The sequence below is a fragment of the Leminorella grimontii ATCC 33999 = DSM 5078 genome (genome assembly GCF_000439085.1).
Classification (GTDB): Bacteria; Pseudomonadota; Gammaproteobacteria; order Enterobacterales; family Enterobacteriaceae; genus Leminorella; species Leminorella grimontii.
Genome location: NZ_AUUA01000001.1, coordinates 234,090 through 255,096, shown reverse-complemented (window position 1 = coordinate 255,096; position 21,007 = coordinate 234,090). Strand labels below are relative to the sequence as shown.

The following is a 21,007-nucleotide window of genomic DNA, read 5'->3' as shown; positions in this document are numbered from 1 at the left end:
GCGCCGCGCTTACTGCTTTGTTATCGCCAGTCGACTAGCTGGTATAGGCGCCCGCCATCAGGGACGCGGCCCGCTGGGTAAACTGCTTATAGATGCCTCTGCGCTTTGAGTAGTCCGGCTGCACCCAGCGCGTGCGGCGCTCGGCCAGAATGACCTCAATCTCTTCCGGCGTCTTGCGCTCGCCCTTCACGCCGACGACGTTCAGGCGGCGCGCGGGAACGTCCATCTCGATCAAATCGCCGTCTTCCACCAGCGCAATCGGCCCGCCGTCCGCCGCTTCCGGCGAAACGTGCCCAACGCACGGGCCGCTGGTCGCGCCGGAGAAGCGCCCGTCGGTAATCAGCGCTACGCGGCCGTCAAGGCGTGCGTCATAGACGATGGCATCGGTCGTCATCAGCATTTCCGGCGCGCCGGAACCCTTTGGCCCTTCGTAGCGAATGAACAGCACGTCGCCCGGCTCAACCCGGTTGTTGATAATCGCCTGCTGTGCGCCCTCTTCCGAATCGAACACCCTCGCCGGGCCGGTGTGCTGATGCATATCGGCGCGGCAGGCGGCGTATTTGATAACCGCGCCGTCCGGCGCGATGTTGCCCTTCAGAATGGCGATAGAGCCCTTCTTGGTTGCGGACTCCGGGTGTCTTATCACCTCTTCCGGCGCTACGCGGTGGTTGGCCAGGTAGCCGCGGTTGCGTTCAAAGAAGCCGGACTGTTGCAGCATCTCCAGGTTATCCCCCAGAGAACGGCCGGTGACCGTCATCACGTCCAGATCCAGCTTGTCGCGCAGCAGCCACTGGATCATCGGCACGCCGCCGGCGAACCAGAACAGCTCGGTGACGTACTCGCCGCTCGGCTGAATGTTGGTTAGATACGGGATGTCGTGGTTAATGCGGTCAAACGTTTCCGGCTTAAGCTCCCAGCCCAGCTCGTGGGCAATGGCCGGCAGGTGGATAAGCGCGTTGGTGCTGCCGCCGATGGCCGCGTGCACCTTGATGGCGTTTTCAAACGCCGCCGGGGTCAGGATCTTGCCGCTGGTAATGCCCTTTTCAGCCAGGAACATGGCCTGATGGCCCGCGGCGCGGGAAACGCGGCGGATCTCCGACATGGTGGACGGCATAATGGCGCTGCCCGGCAGGGCCATCCCCAGCGCTTCGGACATACACTGCATGGTGCTGGCGGTACCCATAAACTGGCAGGCGCCTGCGGTCGGGCAGCCGCACTGCTGGTGCGCCTCAACCTGCCTGACGCCGATCTCCCCCTTCTTTAGCTTGGCGGTCAGGCCGCCCAGATCGGAGGTGCTCATATTCGGCGCGGGCCGCATGGAGCCGCCCGGAATGTGCACCAGCGGCATGTCCAAACGCGCGGCGGCGATCAGGTGCGCCGGCACGGATTTGTCGCAGCTGGAAATCAGCACCGCGGCGTCATAGGGCACCACCGACGCGTGGATTTCCACCATGTTGGCGATGGCTTCGCGGGAGGCGAGGATGTAGTTCATCCCGTCGTGGCCCTGCCCCCAGCCGTCGCAGATGTCGGTGACGTGGTGGCGCACCGCGCGGCCGCCGCTCTCGTGGACGCCCAGCACCGCCTCATACCCTAACTCGCCCAGATGGAAGCTGCCTGGATGGCTTTCGCCGTAGCAGTCGTCAATCAGCACCTGCGGCTTTTGCGTATCTTCCTTGCTGTAGTTCATGCCCATGCGTAGCGCATCTAATTGGGACCAGAGGTCGCGGGCGCCCTGACATTTTTGTTTCATTGCTCTATTCCTTCTTTCTGATTTATTCAATCACGACAGTGTTTATTGGCCGACCGCTACTGCTTGGGCGGGCGCGCCGTAATGGCGGGTAAGGTAAACAGCAGCCCGCTGGCGATAAGCAGCGCGGCAACCAGTACGAACATGCCGGCATTCTGGCTGACGGTCATCGTCAACAGGCCAACCAGATACGGGCCGATGAAGCCGCCGAGGTTGCCCAGCGCGTTGATGCTTCCGCGCACCCCGCCAAGAACGTTGGACGGGAACAGTAAAGGCGGCAGCGTCCAGAACGGGCCGGCGTAGGCCTGCAGGAAGAAGCCGCACAGCACCATGATGCCGTAGGAAACCCAGATGCTGTCTTTCATCACCAGCGACAGCGTCAGGCAGACGGCGAAGCCCAGCAGTGGAATGGCCGTATACAGGCGGCGGTTCATCGTCTTGTCGCACCATTTGGCGATGTAGTACTGGCCGAAGATGCACAGCACGTAAGGGGCTGCCGTCAATACGCCGACCATCGTCATGCCGCTGCCGGTCAGGTTTTTAATCAGGTTCGGCATCCACAGGGCAAAGCCGTAGAACCCGACCTGAACGAAGAAGTAGATGCCGATAAGCTTCCACAGGTTGACGCTGCGAATGACGGTGCTGATGCTGGCCTTGTCGTCCACGGCGGCGTTGGCTTTGTCTTCCGCCAGCTTACGCTCAATCCACTCGCGCTCTTTAGGGTCAAGCCACTTGGCCTGATGGGGGTGGTCGGACACCATCGGCATCCACACGAACAGCAGCGCCAGAGAAAGTACGCCCTCGATGATGAACATTTCGCGCCAGCCGTGCAGCTCGATAAGCCAGCCGGACAGCGGACCGGTGATAATAGACGCCACCGCCAGGTTCATCTGGAAGAAGGCAATCGCGCGCGCCCTCTCCTCGTTAGGGAACCAGTGACCTATCAGCGCCAGAATCGCCGGATACACGCCACCTTCCGCGACGCCGAGGATAAAGCGGATAATCAGAAGCTGGGTCTGGTTCTGTACGAAACCGGTTAACAGCGCAAAGCCGCCCCAGGCGACGATCGTCCAGGCGATAAACTTTTTGGCGCTGTAGCGTTCGGCGATGTGGCCGCCGGGAATTTGCAGGAAAATGTAGCCGATAAAGAATATCCCGGCGACCAGCCCGGCGAAGGAAGCCGTCATGCCGAGATCTTTATCCATGCCGCCGGCAATACCGATCGCGATATTGGTGCGGTCCATATAGGCAACGATATAGACGAGAATGGTGGCCGGGATGATGTGCATCCAGCGACCTTTCCCTACGGGTTTATTGGAATCTGTGCTCATTTAATAATGTTCCTTGGCTCAACCGCTAAATGTTTAACAGGGAAACGCATCGTTTTACTCATTGTCTTATCCCTTTCGAGATTATGTTCCATATACAGAACTATCGTTCTATATATAAAACAATCTTCATCTCATCTCTTTCGCGTGTCAATCACCGCATAACGGAAAGTTGAATAACTGTGAGCTGCCTCATGCTGTAAACGCTGAATCCATCCAACATATTGGAATTCTGTTTCTTAAAAATCATAACATGATGATTTAAATGAAAATATTTTATATCACTTCTAAAACATGCTCTCTGTCGCAAAATTTTCCTTTTCGGTTGACGCTTCCTGATGAAGGGTGAAATATAGATCTACATACAGAACAATTGTTCCATATACAGAATTACAGTTAATCTTAAGGAGACGTTATGATCACGACCGCCATTTTCCCCGGCCGCTACGTACAGGGCGCAGGAGCAATAGAGCACTCTTTGGCCGATGAGTTATTGAGATTGGGCAAAAAAGCGTTGGTGTTGCAGGACCCCGTCGTTCACCAAAAGCTGGGCGCGGCCATAGACAAGGCGCTACAGGGAAAGATCGACTACCGCGTTGAAGTGTTCAACAGCGAATGTTCCGATGAGGAAATCGAGCGTATATCAGCGCTGGCGCAGTCCTACGGCGCAGAGGTTATCGTCGGCATCGGCGGCGGAAAAACGCTGGACACCGCCAAAGCGACCGGCGCGTCGCTCAAGCGCCCCATCGCCATCGTGCCGACGCTGGCGTCCACCGATGCGCCCTGTAGTTCTTTAGTGGTTATCTACACCGCACAGGGGCAGTTCAAGCGCTACCTGATGATCCCGCGCAACCCGGACGTGGTGGTGGTTGACTCTTCCGTTATCGCCCAGGCGCCGGTGCGCTTTTTAATCTCCGGCATCGGCGACGCGCTGGCCACCTGGTTTGAGGCGGAAGACTGCCGCATAAAAATGGCGGGCAACATGACCGGCCGCCCCGGCCCGATGTCCGCCTTCGGGCTGGCCCGGCTCTGTTACGATACGCTGTTGCAGTACGGCGTGTTGGCCAAATCCGCCTGCGAGCAGCAGAAGGTCACCCCGGCGCTGGAGCACGTTATTGAAGCCAACACGCTGCTTTCCGGCCTGGGCTTTGAAAGCGGCGGCCTGGCGGCGGCGCACGCCATCCACAACGGCCTGACCGTTTTACCGCAAACCCACGGCTACTGGCACGGCGAAAAGGTAGCGTTCGGCACGCTGGCGATGCTAATGCTGACCGACCGCGAGCCGGAGGTTATCGATACGGTTTACCGCTTCTGTCAGGACGTCGGCCTGCCGACAACGTTGGCTGACATCGGCCTTGCCAACGTCAGCGACGACGACCTGATGAAAGTGGCGCAGGCCTCCTGCCAGCAGGGAGAAACCATGCACAACGAGCCGCATGAAGTGACGCCGGCTAACGTGCTGGCCGCCCTGCGCGCCGCCGACGCAGAAGGATGCAGACGCAAAGCGATACGTTAAGGCGCGCGCGCCATAAAGCAAAGGCCCGGCGCTACGCCGGGCCAATATGACGAACTCTGCTTCCGCTCTACTCCGCCACCCACACGCTCACGCTGGCGCCATTGCAGGTAAAAACCCCCTTTCCTTCGCCGTCGCAAATGACCTTTTCCTGACGATGTCCCAGCAGGTCATACCAACTTTTTCCGGAGAAGTGCTCCCCCATCGGGATCGTTTTCTCCCCGTCATCGCCGTTGGACATCACCACCACACATCCCGGCTTATCCTCCGTGCCGCTGCGGGTAAAGGCAATACAGTTCGGGTGATCCAGATAGTCGGTCTGCACGCCCCAAGCGAAGCGCTGCCGCGCCGATATCAGGATTTCCAGCTCGGCGATGACGGGCATATCAATTTTATAGGTTTCGCCATCGCCTCCGGCGCCCTCGTAGCTGGCGCCGAACAGATCGGGATAGAACACCGTCGGTACCCCCTGCTCGCGCAGCAGGATCAGCGCGTAGGCTAACGGCTTAAACCAGGGTTCCACCGGCGCTTCAAGAGACTGCAGCGGCTGAGTGTCATGGTTGGCGACGATGGTCACGGCGTGCCACGGATCGGCGGCAACCAGCGAACCGTCAAAGATTGTGGACAAATCGAAGTCGCGCCCCTGAAGCGAGGCCTGGTGGAAATTGATATGCAGAGGCGCATCAAACAGCATGGTTTTCCCCTCGACCTGGTCGATGTACTGCTGAAGCCTGTCGGTTTCAAAGGACCAATACTCGGCAACGATGAACTTAGGCTCCTCTGACGCCGCCTGAACGTGCTCGATCCAGTCTTTATAAAACCAGGCGGGGATATGCTTGACCGCATCCAGCCGGAAGCCGGAACACGGCACCTGCTCCATTACCCAGCGAGCCCAGTATTTAAGCTCCTCGCTGACCGCATAGTTACGGAAATCGACGTTAGCGCCCATCAGATAGTCAAAGTTGCCCAGCTCTTCATCAACCTCCGTATTCCAGCCTTCCTCCGTGTAGTCGTTAACGATTTTGAAAACGCCGTTTTCATCAGGGTTTTCAATATGGTCAACGCCGCTGAAGCAGTGATAGTCCCAGACAAACTGCGAATACTTTCCCCCGCGGCCGGGAAACGTGAAGCGCGTCCAGGCTTCAGCCTCAATGACTTCGTCGTCAATCTCTTCCCGATTATCCGGATTCACGCGGTTTACCCTAACCGCTTCCTTCTCATCTGCGCCCATTTTGTGATTAAGAACGACGTCCAACAAAACGCCGATCCCGTGCGCCCTCAGCGCTGAAACGGCATCAGTCAGCTGCGCCCTGTCGCCATATTTGGTAGCGACAGAGCCCCGTTGGTCAAACTCGCCGAGATCGAACAGGTCATAGGCGTCATACCCTACCGAATAGCCGCCGGAGCCGCCCTTGTACGGCGGCGGTAGCCACACCATAGAAATACCCGTCTGCGCCAGCCACTCGGCGCGCTCGACCACTTCCGGCCACAGCTTGCCGCCTTCGGGGTAATACCAGTGAAAGAACTGCAGCAGGGTTGGATTTTCCATCTTGCGACTCCGTTAAAGAACAGGCTTTAACTTAAAGCCTAGCCGCGAAATGGGGAAATATGTAAAAAGAGGGACGATGAAGCTATGGCCCGACGTAATAGTGGGCCATGGCTTAATGATATTTATTATTTCTTAGCGCCTATATAAACAAGCTGCAGCCACGGAATCTAACCTTTTTTAAACGCCGCCCACTGCTGAAAACGTTCGTCTATCTTTTTTGCCATCAGCGCATAGTTTTCATCCGTATCTTCAACATGATACAAAGAATCGTACTCAAATCCGCCCTTCTCTGCCTTTTCATTAAATACGTCGCAAAAATCGCCGATGAAATAGCTATATTTCTTTCCAAACTCAGTGCCGTCTTCATAGTAATCATTGGCAAACGCGATGCCTGTCTCTGACAGATCTTCATCCAACAGTTTCTCATCGCAGATATCAATTAAAAACTGGGCGCCCGTCATTTCTCCCTGCATCACCTTTTGGATCTCTTCTTCGCAGTCCTCTTTTAGGTCATCCGAAGCAAAGCCGTTGCGTATGCACCATTTAAGAAACATCCCGATATGGACCGCCGCACGTTCCGGCGCCAGGTCAGCCGGGTAATCTCCCTCGTAGTGCCAAGATGCATCATCATATTTCATCACGGATCTTCCTAATCTAACGTTGTTTACAGTTGAACGTACAGTAAGGCTAAAACGGCAGCCGCGTACTCCCCCGCGGCATAATCTCAAATCCGACGTCGACGATTTCCCCTTGGTACGATGCATCCTGCGTCATTTTCAGCATCATGTCGGCGGTTCGCGTTGCGATGACGTCGGCGTTCAGGTTAACGCTGGAAAGGGATATCGGCGACAGCCAGGCGCTGGACGGGAAGTCGCCGTAGCCAAGAACGCTCAGCTGGCCAGGGATGGAAATGCCCCGGTCCTGAGCCTCCATCAACAGCGCCGTCGCAATGGCGTCGCTAGTGCAGAATATACCGTCAATGCCGCGCTCCTTCACCAGCGTTTTTACCAGCGTTTCCCGGCTGGCCTGCCAGATATTTTCCGAGCGGGGAATGTCGACCAGCAGCGCCCTTTTTCCCTCTTCCTCCAGCGCCCGGCAAAATCCCTCATAGCGCACGCGCGCGCGGATATCGTCGTCAAATCGGGTGGTGAAATAGGCCAGTTGCGCACAGCCGGTGTCAAGCAGATATCGCGCAGCGGAGTAACCGATATGCTCGTGGTTGTTACCCACCTGCGCTGCAAAATCGCCGCCGTTGACCTGCCACATCTGCACTACGGGTACTCCGCTGTTATGCAGCATTTTGAGAGTCGAAGGCTTGTGGTCGGCGCCGGCGATGGCGATAACCGCCGGCGACCACTGCAGGATGGCGCGGATCTGCTCCTCTTCCTTATCGAGGCTGTGGTCGTGAGAGGCGATAGAAAGTTGAAAGCCGCGCTCGCTCACCGTCGACTCAATGCGTTGAATAACGTGGCTAAAGAAAATGTTCGCCAGCGACGGCACCACCACGGCCATGTTGCAGCTGCGCCCGCCGGTGAACTGGCTCGCGATTTTATTGTGCACATAGCCAAGGCCGTCTATCGCCGTCTGGATTTTCTTCCCGGTCTTTTCCGATACGCGCTCAGGCTGTCGAATATAGAGCGATACCGTAGAGGGGGACACTCCGGCCTTAAGAGCGACATCATCAAGTTTTACATTCTGGCGCGATCTTTGACGCATTTATCTTCCGCACTATTCAATACTTTCCACTATGGGTCGCTGCTGAAAGCGACGGCTACGGCGCGCTAATCCAAAAATCACGGCCAGCGCCACGGCCCAAACGGCCGCCAGGAGATAGCCAAAGCTTTCGGGGATACCGTTCTTTTCGGCCAAGCCAAGCGGAGACAGTGTAATGTAGATACTGATTAGCGCCGCCATCATGATAACGCAAATCGGTTCCGCGTATCGCCACTTCTGCATCGGGATCTTGGCCGGTGGATGAACCGGCTCAGAGGCGGTACGAGGCTTAAATCTGCCAATCAGCAGCATCATCAATACTTCGATAACGAACAGGAGCCCCATAATATGAATAAAATGTAGTGGAATCAATTTGTCCAGCCCGGCGAAGGTGTATAGGCCATAGACAACGATGTGGAAAATCAGCACGCATTTTGCCGCCAGCGCAGGGACGCTCCGCGTCAAAAAGCCGACCAGTACGATAGTGATAATCGGAATATTGTAGAAGCCGGTAAAGCGCCGCATCAGGTCAAAAATTCCGTTCGGCGTGTGCAGCAGCAGCGGCGCAATCACGATGGAAATCAGGGAAATGGCCAACGAGGCTATCTTCCCCATGCGCACCAGCTTTTTCTCATCACGACATCCCGTCAGCGGGCCGTATAAATCAATCACAAACAGCGTCGCGCTTGAGTTAACCACCGAGTTAAAATGGCTGATAACCGTACCGAAAATCGCGGCGGCGAACATGCCGATAAGCCACCATGGCAATACCGCTTTAACCAGCGCGGGATAGGCGTAGTCGGCGTTGGTAAAAACGGGGCCAAACATGTTAAAGGCGATAAGCCCCGGCAGCACCATGGCCAGAGGCACCAACAGCTTGATGCTTCCCGCCAGCAGGACGCCCTTTTGGCTCTCCGCCAGCGACTTTGCGCCCAGCGTGCGCTGAATGATCATCTGGTTGGTACACCAGTAAAACATGTTGGCGCACAGCATGCCGGTAAAAATAGTGCTGAAGGGAACGGAAGAGGTTTCAGAGCCGATCGCATTAAGCTGTTCCGGGTGGCTTAAAAGCGTTCTCCCTCCCGCCATAAAAGAGCCGTCCCCGAGTACAAAAAGCCCCAAAACCGGCACCAGCATCGCAGCAAACAGCAAGATAAGCCCGCTGATAGTATCGGATATCGCGACCGCCTTAAGCCCGCCGAGCGTGGCGTAAAGCCCGCCAATCGCCCCCATCGCAAACGCCAGGATGCCGATGGCGCTCCAGTCCGGAATGTTAAAAAACGCCTGGAAGTCAAACAGCTGATTCATGGTAATCGCCCCGAGATACAGGCTGCAGGGGTTAGCCATCAGCGCGTACCCCACCAGCAGCATCACGCTGACTATCCGACGGGTATTGTAGTCAAACCGCTCTTCCAGAAACTGCGGCATGGTCGTAAGCCCGCGGCGCAAAAAGCGCGGAAGAAAGAAAACCGCCATGACGATCGTCGCCACCGCCGCCGTGCTTTCCCACGCCATCCCGCTGATATCAAAGCGGTAAGCGTTACCGTTAAGCCCCACCAGCTGCTCAGCCGACAGGTTAGACAACAGCAGAGAACCGGCGATGAAATAGCCGCTAAGCCCTCTTCCCGCCAGAAAGAACCCTTCCACGCCAGATTCCGATATTCCCTTTGTCTTTCGATATGAATATAGCGCTACGAACAAAAGAAAAAGAACAAAGGTGACAATAGAAAACAGCATTTCCATAGCAAACGCCCTTGATGAATACGTTATTAATTTACTATTACACAGCCTTATATAGGGAAATAGAGCCGATATCTCAAAAAATTGACGCAGATAGATAAAAAGCGAAGACCGAAAATGAAAATCAAGACATCGATCACATAACACGGATCATTTTCGTTGACTATCGTAGCGCTACGATATTAGTGTAATAGTGAATTTAAACCGATTAAAGGTAGTCAACGATGTTCAACAAGGACAGCTTAACGCGCCGTGAAGTCTCTCAGCTGCGCAGTCAGCGATGGTATGCCCCTGAGACAATCAGAGCCTTCGCTCACCGGCAGCGCACTCAACAGATGGGCTTTGCACGTGAAGAATTTATGGGCAAACCGGTCATCGGCATCATCAACACCTGGAGCGATATGAGCGCCTGCCACTCCCACCTGCGCGAAAGAGCTGAAGCAGTGAAGCGCGGCGTCTGGGCGGCGGGCGGATTCCCCGTTGAACTGCCCGCCCTCTCTATGGGCGAAGTGATGGTGAAGCCCACAACCATGCTGTATCGCAACTTTCTCGCGATGGAAACCGAAGAGCTTCTCCGACAGCACCCCATCGACGGCGTAGTGCTGCTCGGCGGCTGCGACAAGTCTACGCCTGCGCTGCTGATGGGCGCACTGTCGATGGATATCCCCACCATTTTCTGCCCGGCAGGCCCGATGACTACCGGCAAGTGGCATGGCCAAATCACCGGCGCTGGAACCCACACCAAAAAGTTTTGGGACCAGCTTCGCCTCGGTTCCATCACGCCGCACGACTGGATTGAGCTGGAAGGCGCAATGACGCGCTCCATCGGCACCTGCAATACGATGGGCACGGCGTCCACCATGACCTCTATCGCCGACGCCATGGGTTTCACGCTGCCCGGCGCAAGCTCAATACCCGCGGCGGACTGCCGCCACCCGCAGATGGCGGCCCAGTGCGGCCATACCATCGTCGACATGGTGTGGTACGACCATAAGCCTTCCCGCTGGTTAACGAAAGAAAACTTCCTTAACGGCATCGTCGCCTATATGGCGCTGGGCGGTTCCACTAACGCGGCGATTCACCTGATCGCCATGGCGAACCGCGCGTCCATTCAGCTCACCCTTGAAGATATGGAAAACATCGCTCGCAGGGTGCCGGTGCTGGCTAACCTGTTCCCTTCCGGCAGGGCATTGATGGACGATTTCTTCTTTGCCGGCGGACTGATGGCGCAGTTGAAAAAGGTCGGTCGGTTCCTGCATCGCAACGCACGGGGCGTGACCAACCACACCGTCGAAGAGTGGATTAAAGACGCCGACTGCTACGACGATGACATTATCCGCGACCTTGATAATCCGATTATTCCCCTGTCTCAGGGATGTGCTCTGGCAGTGCTGCGCGGCAACCTGTGCCCGGACGGCGCGGTGATGAAATCCTCGGCGGCCAGCCCGCAGCTGCGCCACCATACGGGCCCGGCGCTGGTTTTCGATACCCACCAGGAACTCTCTGACCGCATCGACGATCCTGAGTTGGACGTCACCAAAGATACCATCATCATTCTGCGCAACGCAGGCCCAGTAGGCGCGCCCGGCATGCCGGAATGGGGCAACCTGCCGATCCCGAAAAAGCTGTTGCAGCAGGGAGTGACCGACATGGTGCGCATTTCCGACGCGCGGATGTCCGGCACTCACTACGGCACCTGCATTCTGCACGTCGCGCCGGAATCCGCCGTCGGCGGGCCGCTGGCGCTGGTGCAAACGGGCGATCTGATTGAGCTAAACATTGACGCAGGCACGCTGAACATGCAGGTCGACGAGCACGAGCTTGCCCGCCGACGCAGCGCGCTGAAAGTCACCCATAAGGTATTTGGCCGTTCGTGGGCGGCGCTGTATCAACAGCACGTCACCCAGGCGAACGAAGGCTGTGACTTCGACTTCCTGCAGTCAGGCAGCGACATCCCTGAACCGCCTATTTTTTAAAAACGTTTTAAAGAACCTGTTTTAAAGAACCCTTTTTTAAGGAGCAATAATGAACAACTTCAAACGCGCAATTACCTCCGGCCAGCGCATGCTCGGCACCTGGATGATGACGGGCAGCGACACCGTCGCCGAAGCGATGGCGACGGTCGGCTTTGACTTTCTGGTGTTGGATCAGGAGCACGTGGCGGTAGACACGCTGGACGCCATCCGCATCGACCGCGCCGTTCGCAGCGTCAGCGCAACGACAACGCCGCTGTATCGCCTAGCGGGCAACGACGTGGTGCTGATAAAGCGCGCGCTCGACGGCGGAGCGATGTCCTTGATGATCCCCTTTATCAACACGGTGGAAGAAGCTAAAAAGGCCGTAGAGTCCGCCTACTACCCTCCTTACGGCAAGCGGGGATTCGCCGCTATGCATCGCGCGTCCTGCTGGGGCGGTAATCCGGACTTTGTTAAAGAGTCCCGCGACGAACTGTGCCTGATTCTCCAGCTCGAAACGCCGGAAGCCATCGCCAACGTTGACGCCATCGCCGCGATTGACGGCATTACCGGCTTCTTCATCGGCCCCGGCGACCTTTCTTCCGCTATGGGTCACCCGGGCAACCCGTCTCACCCTGACGTTCAGGCCATGATAAAGCGCGGGCTCGACGCCTGTATCCGCCTCGGCAAGCCCTGCGGCATCGTCGGCGGCAATCCGGATTTGGCGAACAAATATCAGCAAATGGGCTTTACCTACGTCGCGCTGGCCTCCGACATGAGCTTCCTGCTGAGCCGTGCAAAAGAGCAGCTGGCGGCCATACGCGGCCAGAAACTGCACATCGCCGGCGGCGAGGTCTACTAGCATGACGCGCGTGATTGAACGCTCGCGTGGAAACGTCAGCATCGCCGTCGCCCCTGAGTTGGGCGGCGCACTCGCCTGGCTGCGCTGGCGCGGTCACGACGTTCTGCGCCCGTTCGACCCGGCGGGCGAAAAGCGCGCCAACCTGTGCGGCACCTACCCGCTGGTTCCCTGGTCAAACCGCATTGCTGACGGCCAGTTCTCCTTCGCGGGCCAGCGGCACAGGCTCGTCAGGAACTTTGGCGACAGCCCGCACGCCGTTCACGGCATCGGCTGGCAGTCTACGTGGGAAGTGGTGGAAGAAACGGCCAGCGACATTGTTATCGGTCTGGAACGCGCCGCGTCCGAAGCTTGGCCCTGGCCGTGGCGCGCCGAGCAGCGGTTTACGCTGACGGACGACGCCCTGACGATAGTGCTCTGCTACCGGAACCTTTCCGAAGGCCCGGTTCCGGCCGGGTTGGGGTTTCATCCCTTCTTCGCCAACGCGGCGGAAAGTCAGGTGCGCTTTCCTGCTGAGCGCGTTTGGCTCAACGATGAAGCGAGCCTTCCAAAGGAAGAAATCGCCGTACCGGAAAAGTGGGACTATAAAGAGTTCAGGACGCCGGTACACGGCTCGGTCGACAACTGCTTTTGCGGCTGGAACGGCGAAGCTGCCGTACGCTGGCCCAGCCGGGGCTTTAGCGCGACGCTGACGGCTCCCGGCGTCAGTAACGCGGTTTTCTTTATTCCCGGCCCAGGGCGCAACGTCGTGGCGATTGAGCCGGTAAGCCACATCAATAACGCCATCAACCTGTTTTCCTCCGACGACGATGAGCGGGCGATGGACATAGTTAACCCCGGCGACGCGCTTTGCCTTCGCATGACCATAAGGATGTCCGACGATGAATGAACCCCGCGTTCTTTTTGATTATCAGGGCGAGCTGCCGGAGTGCCCCATCTGGGACGCCGACAGCCAGTCGCTTTACTGGACCGACATACTGAAAAAGCAGATCCACCGCTACTGGCCTGCGGATGGCCGCCATTCGGTTTTGACGTTTGAAGAAGAAGTCGGCTGCTTTGCACTGCGCGAACGCGGCGGCTTTATCGTCGCTATGCGCTCAAGCATCTGGCTTGCCGACGCTGACGGGCGGCTTTCGCAGAAGGTCTGCGATAACCCCAACAACCCGAAGCTTGCCCGCTTTAACGACGGCGGCACCGACCCGCTTGGCCGCTTCTACGCAGGTACCTACTGGGGGCCCAGAGACTATAACGGCGCGCTGCTTTGCCGCGTGGATTCTGAGCTGAAAACCACCGTCGTTCAGTGCGACATTCTCGGCGCCAACGGGCTTGCGTTCTCACCCGACGGCCACTGGATGTACACCAGCGATACGCCCAACCACGTTATCTACCGGACGCCGTTAAATCAGGGCGAACCGGGCCTGCGGCAGGCATGGAAAATCTTCGAACCGGGCAACGGCCGCCCCGATGGCGCGGCGGTAGACGTCGAGGGATGCTACTGGAGCGCGCTGTTTGACGGCTATCGCATCGCCCGCTTCTCTCCTGAAGGCGAACTGCTTGAGGAACATCGACTGCCGGTACGCTGCCCGACCATGGTGTGCTTCGGCGGGTCGGATATGAAGACGCTTTATATCACCACTACGCGGGAAAACATGACGCAGGAAGAGATCTCCGCACGCCCTCTGTCAGGGGCCATTTTTACGCTGAACGTCGCCGTTGCCGGCGCTTATAAACCTAAATTTAAAGAGAAAGAATAATGAAAACCATCGGTTTTATCGGGCTTGGCCTTATGGGCGAAGCCATGTCAAAAAACGTCGTCGCCAAGTTTGACGGTCCCGTTCTGGTTTACGACATCAGCCCGCAGGCCGTCGCCAAGCTGACCTCGGTCGGCGCTCAGGCGGCGGAGTCCGTTGAAGATATCGCTAAGCGAGCTGACGTTATCATCAGCATGGTTCCCCGCTCTGAGCACGTCATCGCCGTTTATGAGCAAATGCTCCCCCATCTGCATGAGGGGCAAATCACTATCGATATGTCCACCATTGAGCCTTCGGTGTCCGAAGCGCTGGCCACCAGAGTCGCGAAAACCGGCGCCGTCATGCTCGACGCGCCGGTAGTGAAGTCGGTCCCGGCCGCCGTCAAGGGCGAACTGGGGATCTACGTCGGCGGCGACAAGTCGGCGTGGGAAACCGTACGTCCGATTCTCGCTATGATGGGTTGCAATCAAATCCACATGGGCCAGAACGGCCGCGGGCTGGTGATGAAGATGCTGCATAACGTACAGGTGGCGGGCATCCAAAACGCCGTCAACGAAATGCTCACGGCCGCAGAACACTATGACATTGCCAAATCGGCATTTCGTGAAGCCATCTCCTACGGCGGCGCGACCTGCTTTTATCTCGACAGCAAAATAGACAGCCTGATTGCCGAAGACTATCGCACCGCCTTCTCTCTGCAAAATATGGCCAAAGACGTCAACATCATGAAGAAAATGCTGGAGGAATCTGGCCTAAACCTCCCCGGCGTCAACGTCGTGAAGTCCGTCTATGACAAGGGGCTGGAGTCTCACCTCGGCGGTGAAGACTTCTGCGCCACGTTCAAAATCGTCAAAAACAACGCCTAACGCCCAATAAGGACAATAAAAATGAACTACAGCGAAAACGTAACCTATCGCTCTCTTAAAGATAAGGTGGTCGCCATCACCGGCGGCGCCAGCGGGATCGGCGAAGAGCTGGTCCGCGCCTATGTCGCCCAGGGCGCGCGCGTCGCCTTTCTCGACTTCAATCAGGCCGAGGGCGAAAAGCTGGCGACTGAGCTGGGCTGCCTGTTTTTATTCTGCGACGTCACCAATATTCCTCAGCTTAAGGCCTGTTTTGAAACTATCGCCGATCGCCTGGGCGACGTTGACATTCTTATCAACAACGCCGGCAGCGACGATCACCATACCATCGACAACCTGACGGAAGAGTATTTCAACAACCGCATCAACGTGAACCTGCGCCACCACCTGTTCGCCATTCAGGCGGTTATTCCCGGCATGGAGAAAAAAGGCGCCGGCAGCATCATCAACATGGGGTCAATCAACTGGATGCGCGGGCGCCCCGGCCGCGTCTGCTATTCGCTGTCGAAGGCGGCCATTCACGGCTTTACCCGCACGCTGGCGCAGGAGCTGGGGGCGCGCGGCATTCGCGTTAACAGCCTGGTGCCCGGCGCGATCAAAACGCCCAAGCAGGAAGCCATGTGGGCCAAGCTCGATCCGGCGGCGGTTAATCAGTTTATGGAGCTTCAGGCGCTGAAGGTTCGCCTCGATGGTTCCCACTGCGCGCGCTTGGCGCTATTCCTCGGCGCTGAGGAGTCCTGCGGCTGCACCGGGCAGGACTTTATCGTCGACGCAGGCCTGTCGCTCAACTAAGAGGTGAATATGGAATTTTTCAACCTGTTTACGCCCGACGGCGCTGCGCTGGAAACCAGCGCCATACTCATCGTCATTGCGGTGATGTTTCTCTATACCTTTGTGGGCATCTGCGCCGGCTTCGGCGGCGGATTAACCTCAATGCCGCTCATCACCATGGTGCTGCCGTTAAAAATGGCGGCGCCGATGTCGGTCATCGTCGGCACCGCTACCGCGCTTTACGCCACCTGGCTGTCGCGTAAAGAAACGGACTGGAAGTCGGCCGCGGTGCTCATCCTGTTCTCTTTCCTTGGCATACCCGTGGGACTGTACGCGCTGTCCTACGTGCCTGACCATATGATGAAAATCGGGCTGGGCGGCTTTCTTATTCTCTATTCGTTCTACAGCCTGTTTATTCCGAAGCTGCCCATTTACGATCGCCGATGGATTGCCGCCCCAATGGGCGCCATTGCCGGGGCGCTAGGCGCGGCCTTCTCCACCAACGGGCCGCCGGTGGTGATGTACGGCATGCTGAGAAACCTCGGGCCAGCCGCGTTTCGCGGCACGCTGAACGCCTTCTTTACCGCCAACAACATCGCCATCGTCGGCGGCCTGGCTACCAGCGGAATACTGACGATTTCGACCTTTAAGCTGGTTATTTTCTGCATTCCGACCATGATTTTAGGCTCGATCGTCGGCCAGTACGTTCACAAGCGCATTTCGGTGAAGGTGTTCCGCGTTATGGTGTTCCTGCTGCTGATAGCCTCCGGCGCGATGCTGATCAAGGGTGCGACCGGCATATCCGCACTGAGCGCGCTGCTTCCGGCATTTGCGCTGCTGGTTATCCTTCAGCTGGCGTTCGGCAAAAAGATCGCCGCCATCCGCGCCGCCGATGAAGCGGCCAGGGCGCAGCAGTCTTCTTAACGAGGCGTTGTTTTCCATAGTAAAAAGGCCTGACGGAGGAGTTTCGTCAGGCCTTTCGCTTAGCGTAAGCGGATTAGAAGTGCACGCTGCCGCCCACATACGGGCCGTCGACAATGGCGTTATCGCGGTTGCCGTCCTTTCCTTCCAGATTCACATAGCGATAGCCGGCTTCAACGCTAAAGGGCCGCAGGATGTCCCAGCGAACGCCGCCGGTCAGTTCAGAATAGGAATTGATGCCGCTGGATAGGGAGTCCGGCGCGTAGTAGGCAGAACCCTGTAGAGAAAAACGCTTGCCAATCGGCAGACGAAGGCCGCCGCCGACGGCGGCCGCGTAGTCGTCGCTGTCTTCGCTGTGGTCTTTAGAACGTAAATACATGCCTTTGCCGCCGACGGAAATCGTCATTGGCCCTAACGGAAGGCCTACGCCCAGCCCCAGACCGACGATATCGCCGTTATCATCGTTGTGCGTCCAGTCCACAGTGGAATACAGGCCCGTGGAGTCTGTTCCCATTCCCACCTGAAGGTTGGAATAATCTTCCCCAACCTGCCCGTTTACGCTAATAGCCATCGCCGACGCCGACGTGAATAACGCAACGCCGACGGCTAAGCGACAAAGTGACTTTTTCATTAATTATTCCTTGGTGATTGTTGAAACCCTTGATTCGGGAATAATTAATTATTTCATATTCTTTTAATGGAAAATAAAGAAATAAAAAAGGCCAGCACGATATGTTAATAATATTCAGCCAATTAACGCGACGGGGGACTAGTTATAAAAAAGTGTAAATATAATTAACCTGTTATTACATTTTTCGCGTGGAAATATATAAACGGCCTGCGCCAGATTTAGCAATAAGGATGAGTTTTGCCGGCCCGTTTATTTTATAGGCCGGCAAAAATAGCGGTAAATAAAACTACAGCGCCTTAAGCTCCTGATTAACCTTGGCCAGCCAGGCCTTGTGCAGCTTGCGGTAGTGGGGCTTTGACCGGCGGGCGATAAGCGCAATCGTCTCCAGCTGGTGTTTGGCTCCGGCAAAGTCGCCTTTATCCTTTAGCAGCTGCGCGTAGCGAAAGCGCGCCTCCGGGCCAGAGTAGTAGTCAATCAGCACGCGATATTCATCCTCTGCCTTATCAAGCTCCCCCTGAGCCGTCAGCGCGCGGGCGTACAGCAGGTGGCCGTCCGGCGACATAAAGTCGGGATTGTGTTTGATAAGGTCATCAAGCGTATTGCGACAGGCGAGCGCATCGCGGCTGGCCAGCTGCGCCGCCGCCAGCTTGAGCATAATGTGAGGATCGGTAATAAAAATACCGCTCAGCGCCTTCCCGTAGTGAACGGCGGCCTCTTCGTGTTGCCCAATGCGAGCCAGCTCGTCGGCCAGATGAAGGTGGTTTTGGCTGGTTTCTGCGATCTCCAGCTCTTCGCGCAGCGCGCGCAGGTGGCGCTCAGGGTCAATTTTATCGTGAGCGTGGCGGATAAGGCGCTTTCCGTCGCGGCTGCCGAGCCAGTCCGGCACCATCACCGCCAGCGCGTAAATCGCACACCCGAGCCCCGGAAGGCCGATAATCAGATAGAGCCAGTATCGCTCCTGCCCACTTCTTACGGCATGGATACCACACATGACTTGAATAAACACAATTAATAAAGCGGGCATTTCAGCGCTCCTTGCCAAAATAAAAAGAAAACGTCCATGGTACAAAACGGCGGCCATTTTAATTGATGGCGATTAAAAATAGCAATCGCCGCGTGCGCAACCAAAATAAAACAACATAATCCATGATGGCCTGCATATTTCTTGGCATATTCTAGGGGAGCGTAAAGCGCTTAATATAGAAAAAAGCCTGCGATGTAAACCACAGGCTTTTAAACGTTGACGCTTATTTCAACAGGGAAGACGACTTCCCTTCCGCAAGAGGCTAATTAACCTTCCGCCGGTCGACGCGACGCCTGAGGCTTGCGGCGGCGCTGCCCCTGCCCTTGACGCTCGCCTCTTCTCTCGGCCGACGGCGCACGATTGGCCGACGGCTGGGCGCGACCTCCGCCGCCGTTACCACCGCCGCGCTGGCCGCGGTTTTGGCGACCGTTAACGATAGGCTCAGCCTGAATGCTCGGATCGGGCTCATAGCCCGGCAGCGCCATGCGCGGAATTTCAAACTTCAGCAGTCGCTCGATGTCGCGCAGCAGCTTGTGCTCATCCACGCAGACCAGCGACAGCGCTTCGCCGTTACATTCCGCGCGACCGGTGCGTCCGATGCGGTGAACGTAGTCTTCCGGCACGTTAGGCAACTCGTAGTTGACGACGTGGGGAAGCTGCTCGATGTCTAATCCACGGGCGGCGATGTCGGTTGCCACCAGCACGCGAATATTTCCCTGCTTGAAGCCTTCAAGAGCGCGCGTTCTTGCCCCCTGACTTTTGTTGCCGTGAATAGCCATCGCGCTGATGCCGTCTTTATTCAACTGCTCAGACAGATGGTTAGCGCCGTGCTTGGTGCGGGTAAATACCAGCACCTGACGCCACTGCCCTTGCCCAATCAGGTGCGACAGCAGCTCGCGCTTGCGCTTCTTATCGACAAAGTGCACTTTTTGGTCCACCAGCTCTGACGGCGCGTTGCGCGGCGCAACCTCAACCGAGGCCGGATTATGCAAAAGCGTAGAGGCCAGCGCCCTGATGTCATTGGAAAACGTCGCGGAAAACAGCAGGTTTTGCCTTTTGGCCGGCAGGCGCGCCAGCACGCGGCGAATATCGTGAATAAAGCCCATGTCCAGCATGCGGTCGGCTTCGTCCAGCACCAAAATCTCAACCTGAGAGAGGTCAACCGCGTTTTGATGCGCTAAGTCCAACAGGCGGCCCGGCGTCGCGACCAGTACGTCAACGCCGCCGCGAAGCTTCATCATCTGAGGGTTAATGCTAACGCCGCCGAACACTACCAAAGAGCGGATTTTCAGGTAGCGGCTATAGTCGCTCACGTTTTCCCCTATCTGCGCAGCCAGTTCGCGCGTCGGCGTCAAAATAAGCGCTCTGACGGGGCGACGACCGCCTTTGGCGGCAGGAGAGGTCGTTATCAAGCGCTGCAGCAGCGGCAGCGTAAATCCGGCGGTTTTACCGGTGCCGGTTTGGGCGCAGGCCATAAGGTCGCGGCCGGAAAGTACCACAGGAATGGCCTGCTGTTGGATCGGCGTAGGCTGGCGGTAGCCCATCTCTTCTACGGCGCGGAGAATATCGGCGCTTAGGCCAAGAGAATCAAAAGACATGCAAAAAAGCTCCAGCCCCGTCCGGCAGACCACCATATATGGCAACAGGTCTGCTACGGCCCCGACGAGACATTCAAATAAGGGAATAACGCTGGCGTAGACCGAAAGTACGCCGGACGCGCAAGCGTATACTAAACTGAGAGGCGTGTCACGAAAAGACGCGTCGGGAAGAGGCGCCCTACCGGAAATGATAAGGGCGCGTTCATCAACGCGCCCTTAAAGAATAGCCCACCGCTCGAAATTAGCGACGGTCGCCCAAAATGCGCAGCAGCATCAGGAACAGGTTGATGAAGTCCAGATACAGGGTCAATGCGCCCATGATGGAGTTCTTACGATAGGACTCGCGGTCGTCCATAGAGGCGGATTCGCCAATCGCTTTCAGCTTCTGGGTATCATAGGCGGTCAGGCCAACGAACACGATAACGCCGATGTAGGTGATGGCCCAGTACAGCGGCGCGCTCTTCAAGAAGATGTTGACGATAGAAGCCAGCAGGATGCCGATGAGGCCCATCACCATCAGGCTGCCCAGCTTAGTTAGGTCACGCTTGGTGGTGTAGCCGTATACGCTCATCGCGCCGAAGGTGCCGGCGGTAATAAAGAACGTACTGGCGATCGACGCGGAGGTATAAACGATAAATACGCTGGAAAGCGTCAGCCCCGTCAACACGGAGTAAAGCATAAACAGCGTCGTCGCCATCGCGCCGCTAATGCGAGACACCATGCCGGAGAGGAAGAACACCACGCCCAGCTGCGCGATGATAAGCCCGTAGAAAGTGATGTTGCTGGAGAAGATAAACGCCTGCAGCGCCGTACCGGGCACCATCCATGCGGTGACGCCGGTCAACAGCAGCCCGCAGGTCATCCATCCATAGACCTGAGCCATAAACGCCTGAAGACCGCCCTCAGCGCGCTGTGTAATCGTACCGTTATAACGAGGATCCATTAAGTCTGTCCTTCTTAATTTGAACCAAAACAAAGGGTATAAAAAACCACCGAACCTTTACTTAGGTTACCATAGATTAAGACAACGAAGAGAAGAAATAA

The 21,007-nt window shown here is 56.9% G+C and carries 18 protein-coding genes; 8 read left to right on the top strand and 10 right to left on the bottom strand.

The annotated features are described in order from the left end of the window. Nucleotides 1-34 precede the first annotated feature (34 nt). Both ilvD and G544_RS19665 read right to left on the bottom strand, forming a co-directional pair. Nucleotides 35-1,750 carry a dihydroxy-acid dehydratase gene (gene ilvD / locus G544_RS0101260; RefSeq protein ID WP_027272909.1) on the bottom strand — a complete coding sequence of 572 codons (1,716 nt, stop codon included), beginning with the start codon at nt 1,748-1,750 and terminating at the stop codon, nt 35-37. A gap of 56 nt (nt 1,751-1,806) precedes the next feature. Continuing rightward, a complete protein-coding gene (locus tag G544_RS19665) occupies nt 1,807-3,078 on the bottom strand; it encodes an MFS transporter (RefSeq protein WP_036023040.1) in 1,272 nt (423 codons plus the stop codon). Between the two features lie 412 nt (nt 3,079-3,490). Between G544_RS19665 and G544_RS0101250 the strand changes: the two genes are divergently transcribed. After that, a complete protein-coding gene (locus tag G544_RS0101250) occupies nt 3,491-4,591 on the top strand; it encodes a glycerol dehydrogenase (RefSeq protein WP_027272908.1) in 1,101 nt (366 codons plus the stop codon). A gap of 67 nt (nt 4,592-4,658) precedes the next feature. Here G544_RS0101250 and amyA read toward each other — a convergent pair whose 3' ends face one another. From amyA to G544_RS0101230, 4 genes are all read right to left on the bottom strand, one after another. After that, nucleotides 4,659-6,137, bottom strand: coding sequence for an alpha-amylase (gene amyA / locus G544_RS0101245; protein WP_027272907.1), 1,479 nt, complete (start codon nt 6,135-6,137; stop codon nt 4,659-4,661). 167 nt (nt 6,138-6,304) lie between these two features. Continuing rightward, nucleotides 6,305-6,775, bottom strand: a complete 471-nt coding sequence (locus G544_RS0101240; RefSeq protein WP_027272906.1) for a DUF7832 domain-containing protein — start codon at nt 6,773-6,775, stop codon at nt 6,305-6,307. A gap of 49 nt (nt 6,776-6,824) precedes the next feature. Further along, nucleotides 6,825-7,853, bottom strand: a complete 1,029-nt coding sequence (locus G544_RS0101235) for a LacI family DNA-binding transcriptional regulator (RefSeq protein WP_027272905.1) — start codon at nt 7,851-7,853, stop codon at nt 6,825-6,827. Nucleotides 7,854-7,865: 12 nt separating this feature from the next. Further along, nucleotides 7,866-9,587, bottom strand: coding sequence for a solute:sodium symporter family transporter (locus tag G544_RS0101230; protein WP_248616906.1), 1,722 nt, complete (start codon nt 9,585-9,587; stop codon nt 7,866-7,868). A 227-nt stretch (nt 9,588-9,814) separates the two neighbouring features. On the opposite strand from G544_RS0101230, the gene araD reads away from it, so the two are divergent. From araD to G544_RS0101195, 7 genes are read left to right on the top strand one after another with little or no spacing between them, the layout of a single operon-like run. Continuing rightward, nucleotides 9,815-11,566, top strand: a complete 1,752-nt coding sequence (gene araD, locus G544_RS0101225; RefSeq protein WP_027272903.1) for an L-arabinonate dehydratase — start codon at nt 9,815-9,817, stop codon at nt 11,564-11,566. A gap of 49 nt (nt 11,567-11,615) precedes the next feature. Then, nucleotides 11,616-12,407, top strand: a complete 792-nt coding sequence (locus G544_RS0101220) for an HpcH/HpaI aldolase family protein (protein WP_027272902.1) — start codon at nt 11,616-11,618, stop codon at nt 12,405-12,407. Nucleotide 12,408: 1 nt separating this feature from the next. Beyond that, entirely contained in the window at nt 12,409-13,293 is an 885-nt protein-coding gene (locus G544_RS0101215; protein ID WP_027272901.1) for an aldose 1-epimerase, read from the top strand. Further along, nucleotides 13,286-14,158, top strand: a complete 873-nt coding sequence (locus G544_RS0101210; RefSeq protein ID WP_027272900.1) for an SMP-30/gluconolactonase/LRE family protein — start codon at nt 13,286-13,288, stop codon at nt 14,156-14,158. Before G544_RS0101215 ends, G544_RS0101210 begins: the two co-directional genes overlap by 8 nt. Then, nucleotides 14,158-15,021, top strand: coding sequence for an NAD(P)-dependent oxidoreductase (locus G544_RS0101205; protein WP_027272899.1), 864 nt, complete (start codon nt 14,158-14,160; stop codon nt 15,019-15,021). The genes G544_RS0101210 and G544_RS0101205 overlap by 1 nt, the downstream gene beginning before the upstream one ends. A 21-nt stretch (nt 15,022-15,042) precedes the next feature. After that, complete coding sequence (locus G544_RS0101200; protein ID WP_027272898.1) at nt 15,043-15,810, top strand: SDR family NAD(P)-dependent oxidoreductase; 768 nt, start codon at nt 15,043-15,045, stop codon at nt 15,808-15,810. 9 nt (nt 15,811-15,819) lie between these two features. Further along, a complete protein-coding gene (locus G544_RS0101195; protein WP_027272897.1) occupies nt 15,820-16,713 on the top strand; it encodes a sulfite exporter TauE/SafE family protein in 894 nt (297 codons plus the stop codon). Between the two features lie 73 nt (nt 16,714-16,786). Here G544_RS0101195 and G544_RS0101190 read toward each other — a convergent pair whose 3' ends face one another. The 4 genes from G544_RS0101190 to G544_RS0101175 form a co-directional block, all read right to left on the bottom strand. Next, nucleotides 16,787-17,341, bottom strand: coding sequence for a YfaZ family outer membrane protein (locus G544_RS0101190; RefSeq protein WP_027272896.1), 555 nt, complete (start codon nt 17,339-17,341; stop codon nt 16,787-16,789). Between the two features lie 286 nt (nt 17,342-17,627). Continuing rightward, the gene (locus G544_RS0101185) at nt 17,628-18,365 is read right to left on the bottom strand and encodes a tetratricopeptide repeat protein (protein WP_027272895.1); all 738 of its coding nucleotides are present in this window, start codon (nt 18,363-18,365) and stop codon (nt 17,628-17,630) included. A 266-nt stretch (nt 18,366-18,631) separates the two neighbouring features. After that, the gene (gene rhlE, locus G544_RS0101180) at nt 18,632-19,963 is read right to left on the bottom strand and encodes an ATP-dependent RNA helicase RhlE (RefSeq protein WP_027272894.1); all 1,332 of its coding nucleotides are present in this window, start codon (nt 19,961-19,963) and stop codon (nt 18,632-18,634) included. A 241-nt stretch (nt 19,964-20,204) separates the two neighbouring features. Then, nucleotides 20,205-20,906: a Bax inhibitor-1/YccA family protein gene (locus tag G544_RS0101175; RefSeq protein ID WP_027272893.1), complete on the bottom strand. Its 702-nt coding sequence runs from the start codon at nt 20,904-20,906 to the stop codon at nt 20,205-20,207. Nucleotides 20,907-21,007: the final 101 nt, after the last annotated feature.

Coding starts and splice junctions, on each gene's coding strand:
- G544_RS19665 (WP_036023040.1), bottom strand. CDS start 3,078: ATGAGCACAGATTCCAATAAACCCGTAGGGAAAGGTCGCTGGATGCAC.
- amyA (WP_027272907.1), bottom strand. CDS start 6,137: ATGGAAAATCCAACCCTGCTGCAGTTCTTTCACTGGTATTACCCCGAA.
- G544_RS0101190 (WP_027272896.1), bottom strand. CDS start 17,341: ATGAAAAAGTCACTTTGTCGCTTAGCCGTCGGCGTTGCGTTATTCACG.
- G544_RS0101210 (WP_027272900.1), top strand. CDS start 13,286: ATGAATGAACCCCGCGTTCTTTTTGATTATCAGGGCGAGCTGCCGGAG.
- G544_RS0101195 (WP_027272897.1), top strand. CDS start 15,820: ATGGAATTTTTCAACCTGTTTACGCCCGACGGCGCTGCGCTGGAAACC.
- G544_RS0101250 (WP_027272908.1), top strand. CDS start 3,491: ATGATCACGACCGCCATTTTCCCCGGCCGCTACGTACAGGGCGCAGGA.
- G544_RS0101185 (WP_027272895.1), bottom strand. CDS start 18,365: ATGCCCGCTTTATTAATTGTGTTTATTCAAGTCATGTGTGGTATCCAT.
- G544_RS0101215 (WP_027272901.1), top strand. CDS start 12,409: ATGACGCGCGTGATTGAACGCTCGCGTGGAAACGTCAGCATCGCCGTC.
- araD (WP_027272903.1), top strand. CDS start 9,815: ATGTTCAACAAGGACAGCTTAACGCGCCGTGAAGTCTCTCAGCTGCGC.
- G544_RS0101230 (WP_248616906.1), bottom strand. CDS start 9,587: ATGCTGTTTTCTATTGTCACCTTTGTTCTTTTTCTTTTGTTCGTAGCG.
- G544_RS0101175 (WP_027272893.1), bottom strand. CDS start 20,906: ATGGATCCTCGTTATAACGGTACGATTACACAGCGCGCTGAGGGCGGT.
- G544_RS0101205 (WP_027272899.1), top strand. CDS start 14,158: ATGAAAACCATCGGTTTTATCGGGCTTGGCCTTATGGGCGAAGCCATG.
- G544_RS0101200 (WP_027272898.1), top strand. CDS start 15,043: ATGAACTACAGCGAAAACGTAACCTATCGCTCTCTTAAAGATAAGGTG.
- G544_RS0101235 (WP_027272905.1), bottom strand. CDS start 7,853: ATGCGTCAAAGATCGCGCCAGAATGTAAAACTTGATGATGTCGCTCTT.
- ilvD (WP_027272909.1), bottom strand. CDS start 1,750: ATGAAACAAAAATGTCAGGGCGCCCGCGACCTCTGGTCCCAATTAGAT.
- rhlE (WP_027272894.1), bottom strand. CDS start 19,963: ATGTCTTTTGATTCTCTTGGCCTAAGCGCCGATATTCTCCGCGCCGTA.
- G544_RS0101220 (WP_027272902.1), top strand. CDS start 11,616: ATGAACAACTTCAAACGCGCAATTACCTCCGGCCAGCGCATGCTCGGC.
- G544_RS0101240 (WP_027272906.1), bottom strand. CDS start 6,775: ATGAAATATGATGATGCATCTTGGCACTACGAGGGAGATTACCCGGCT.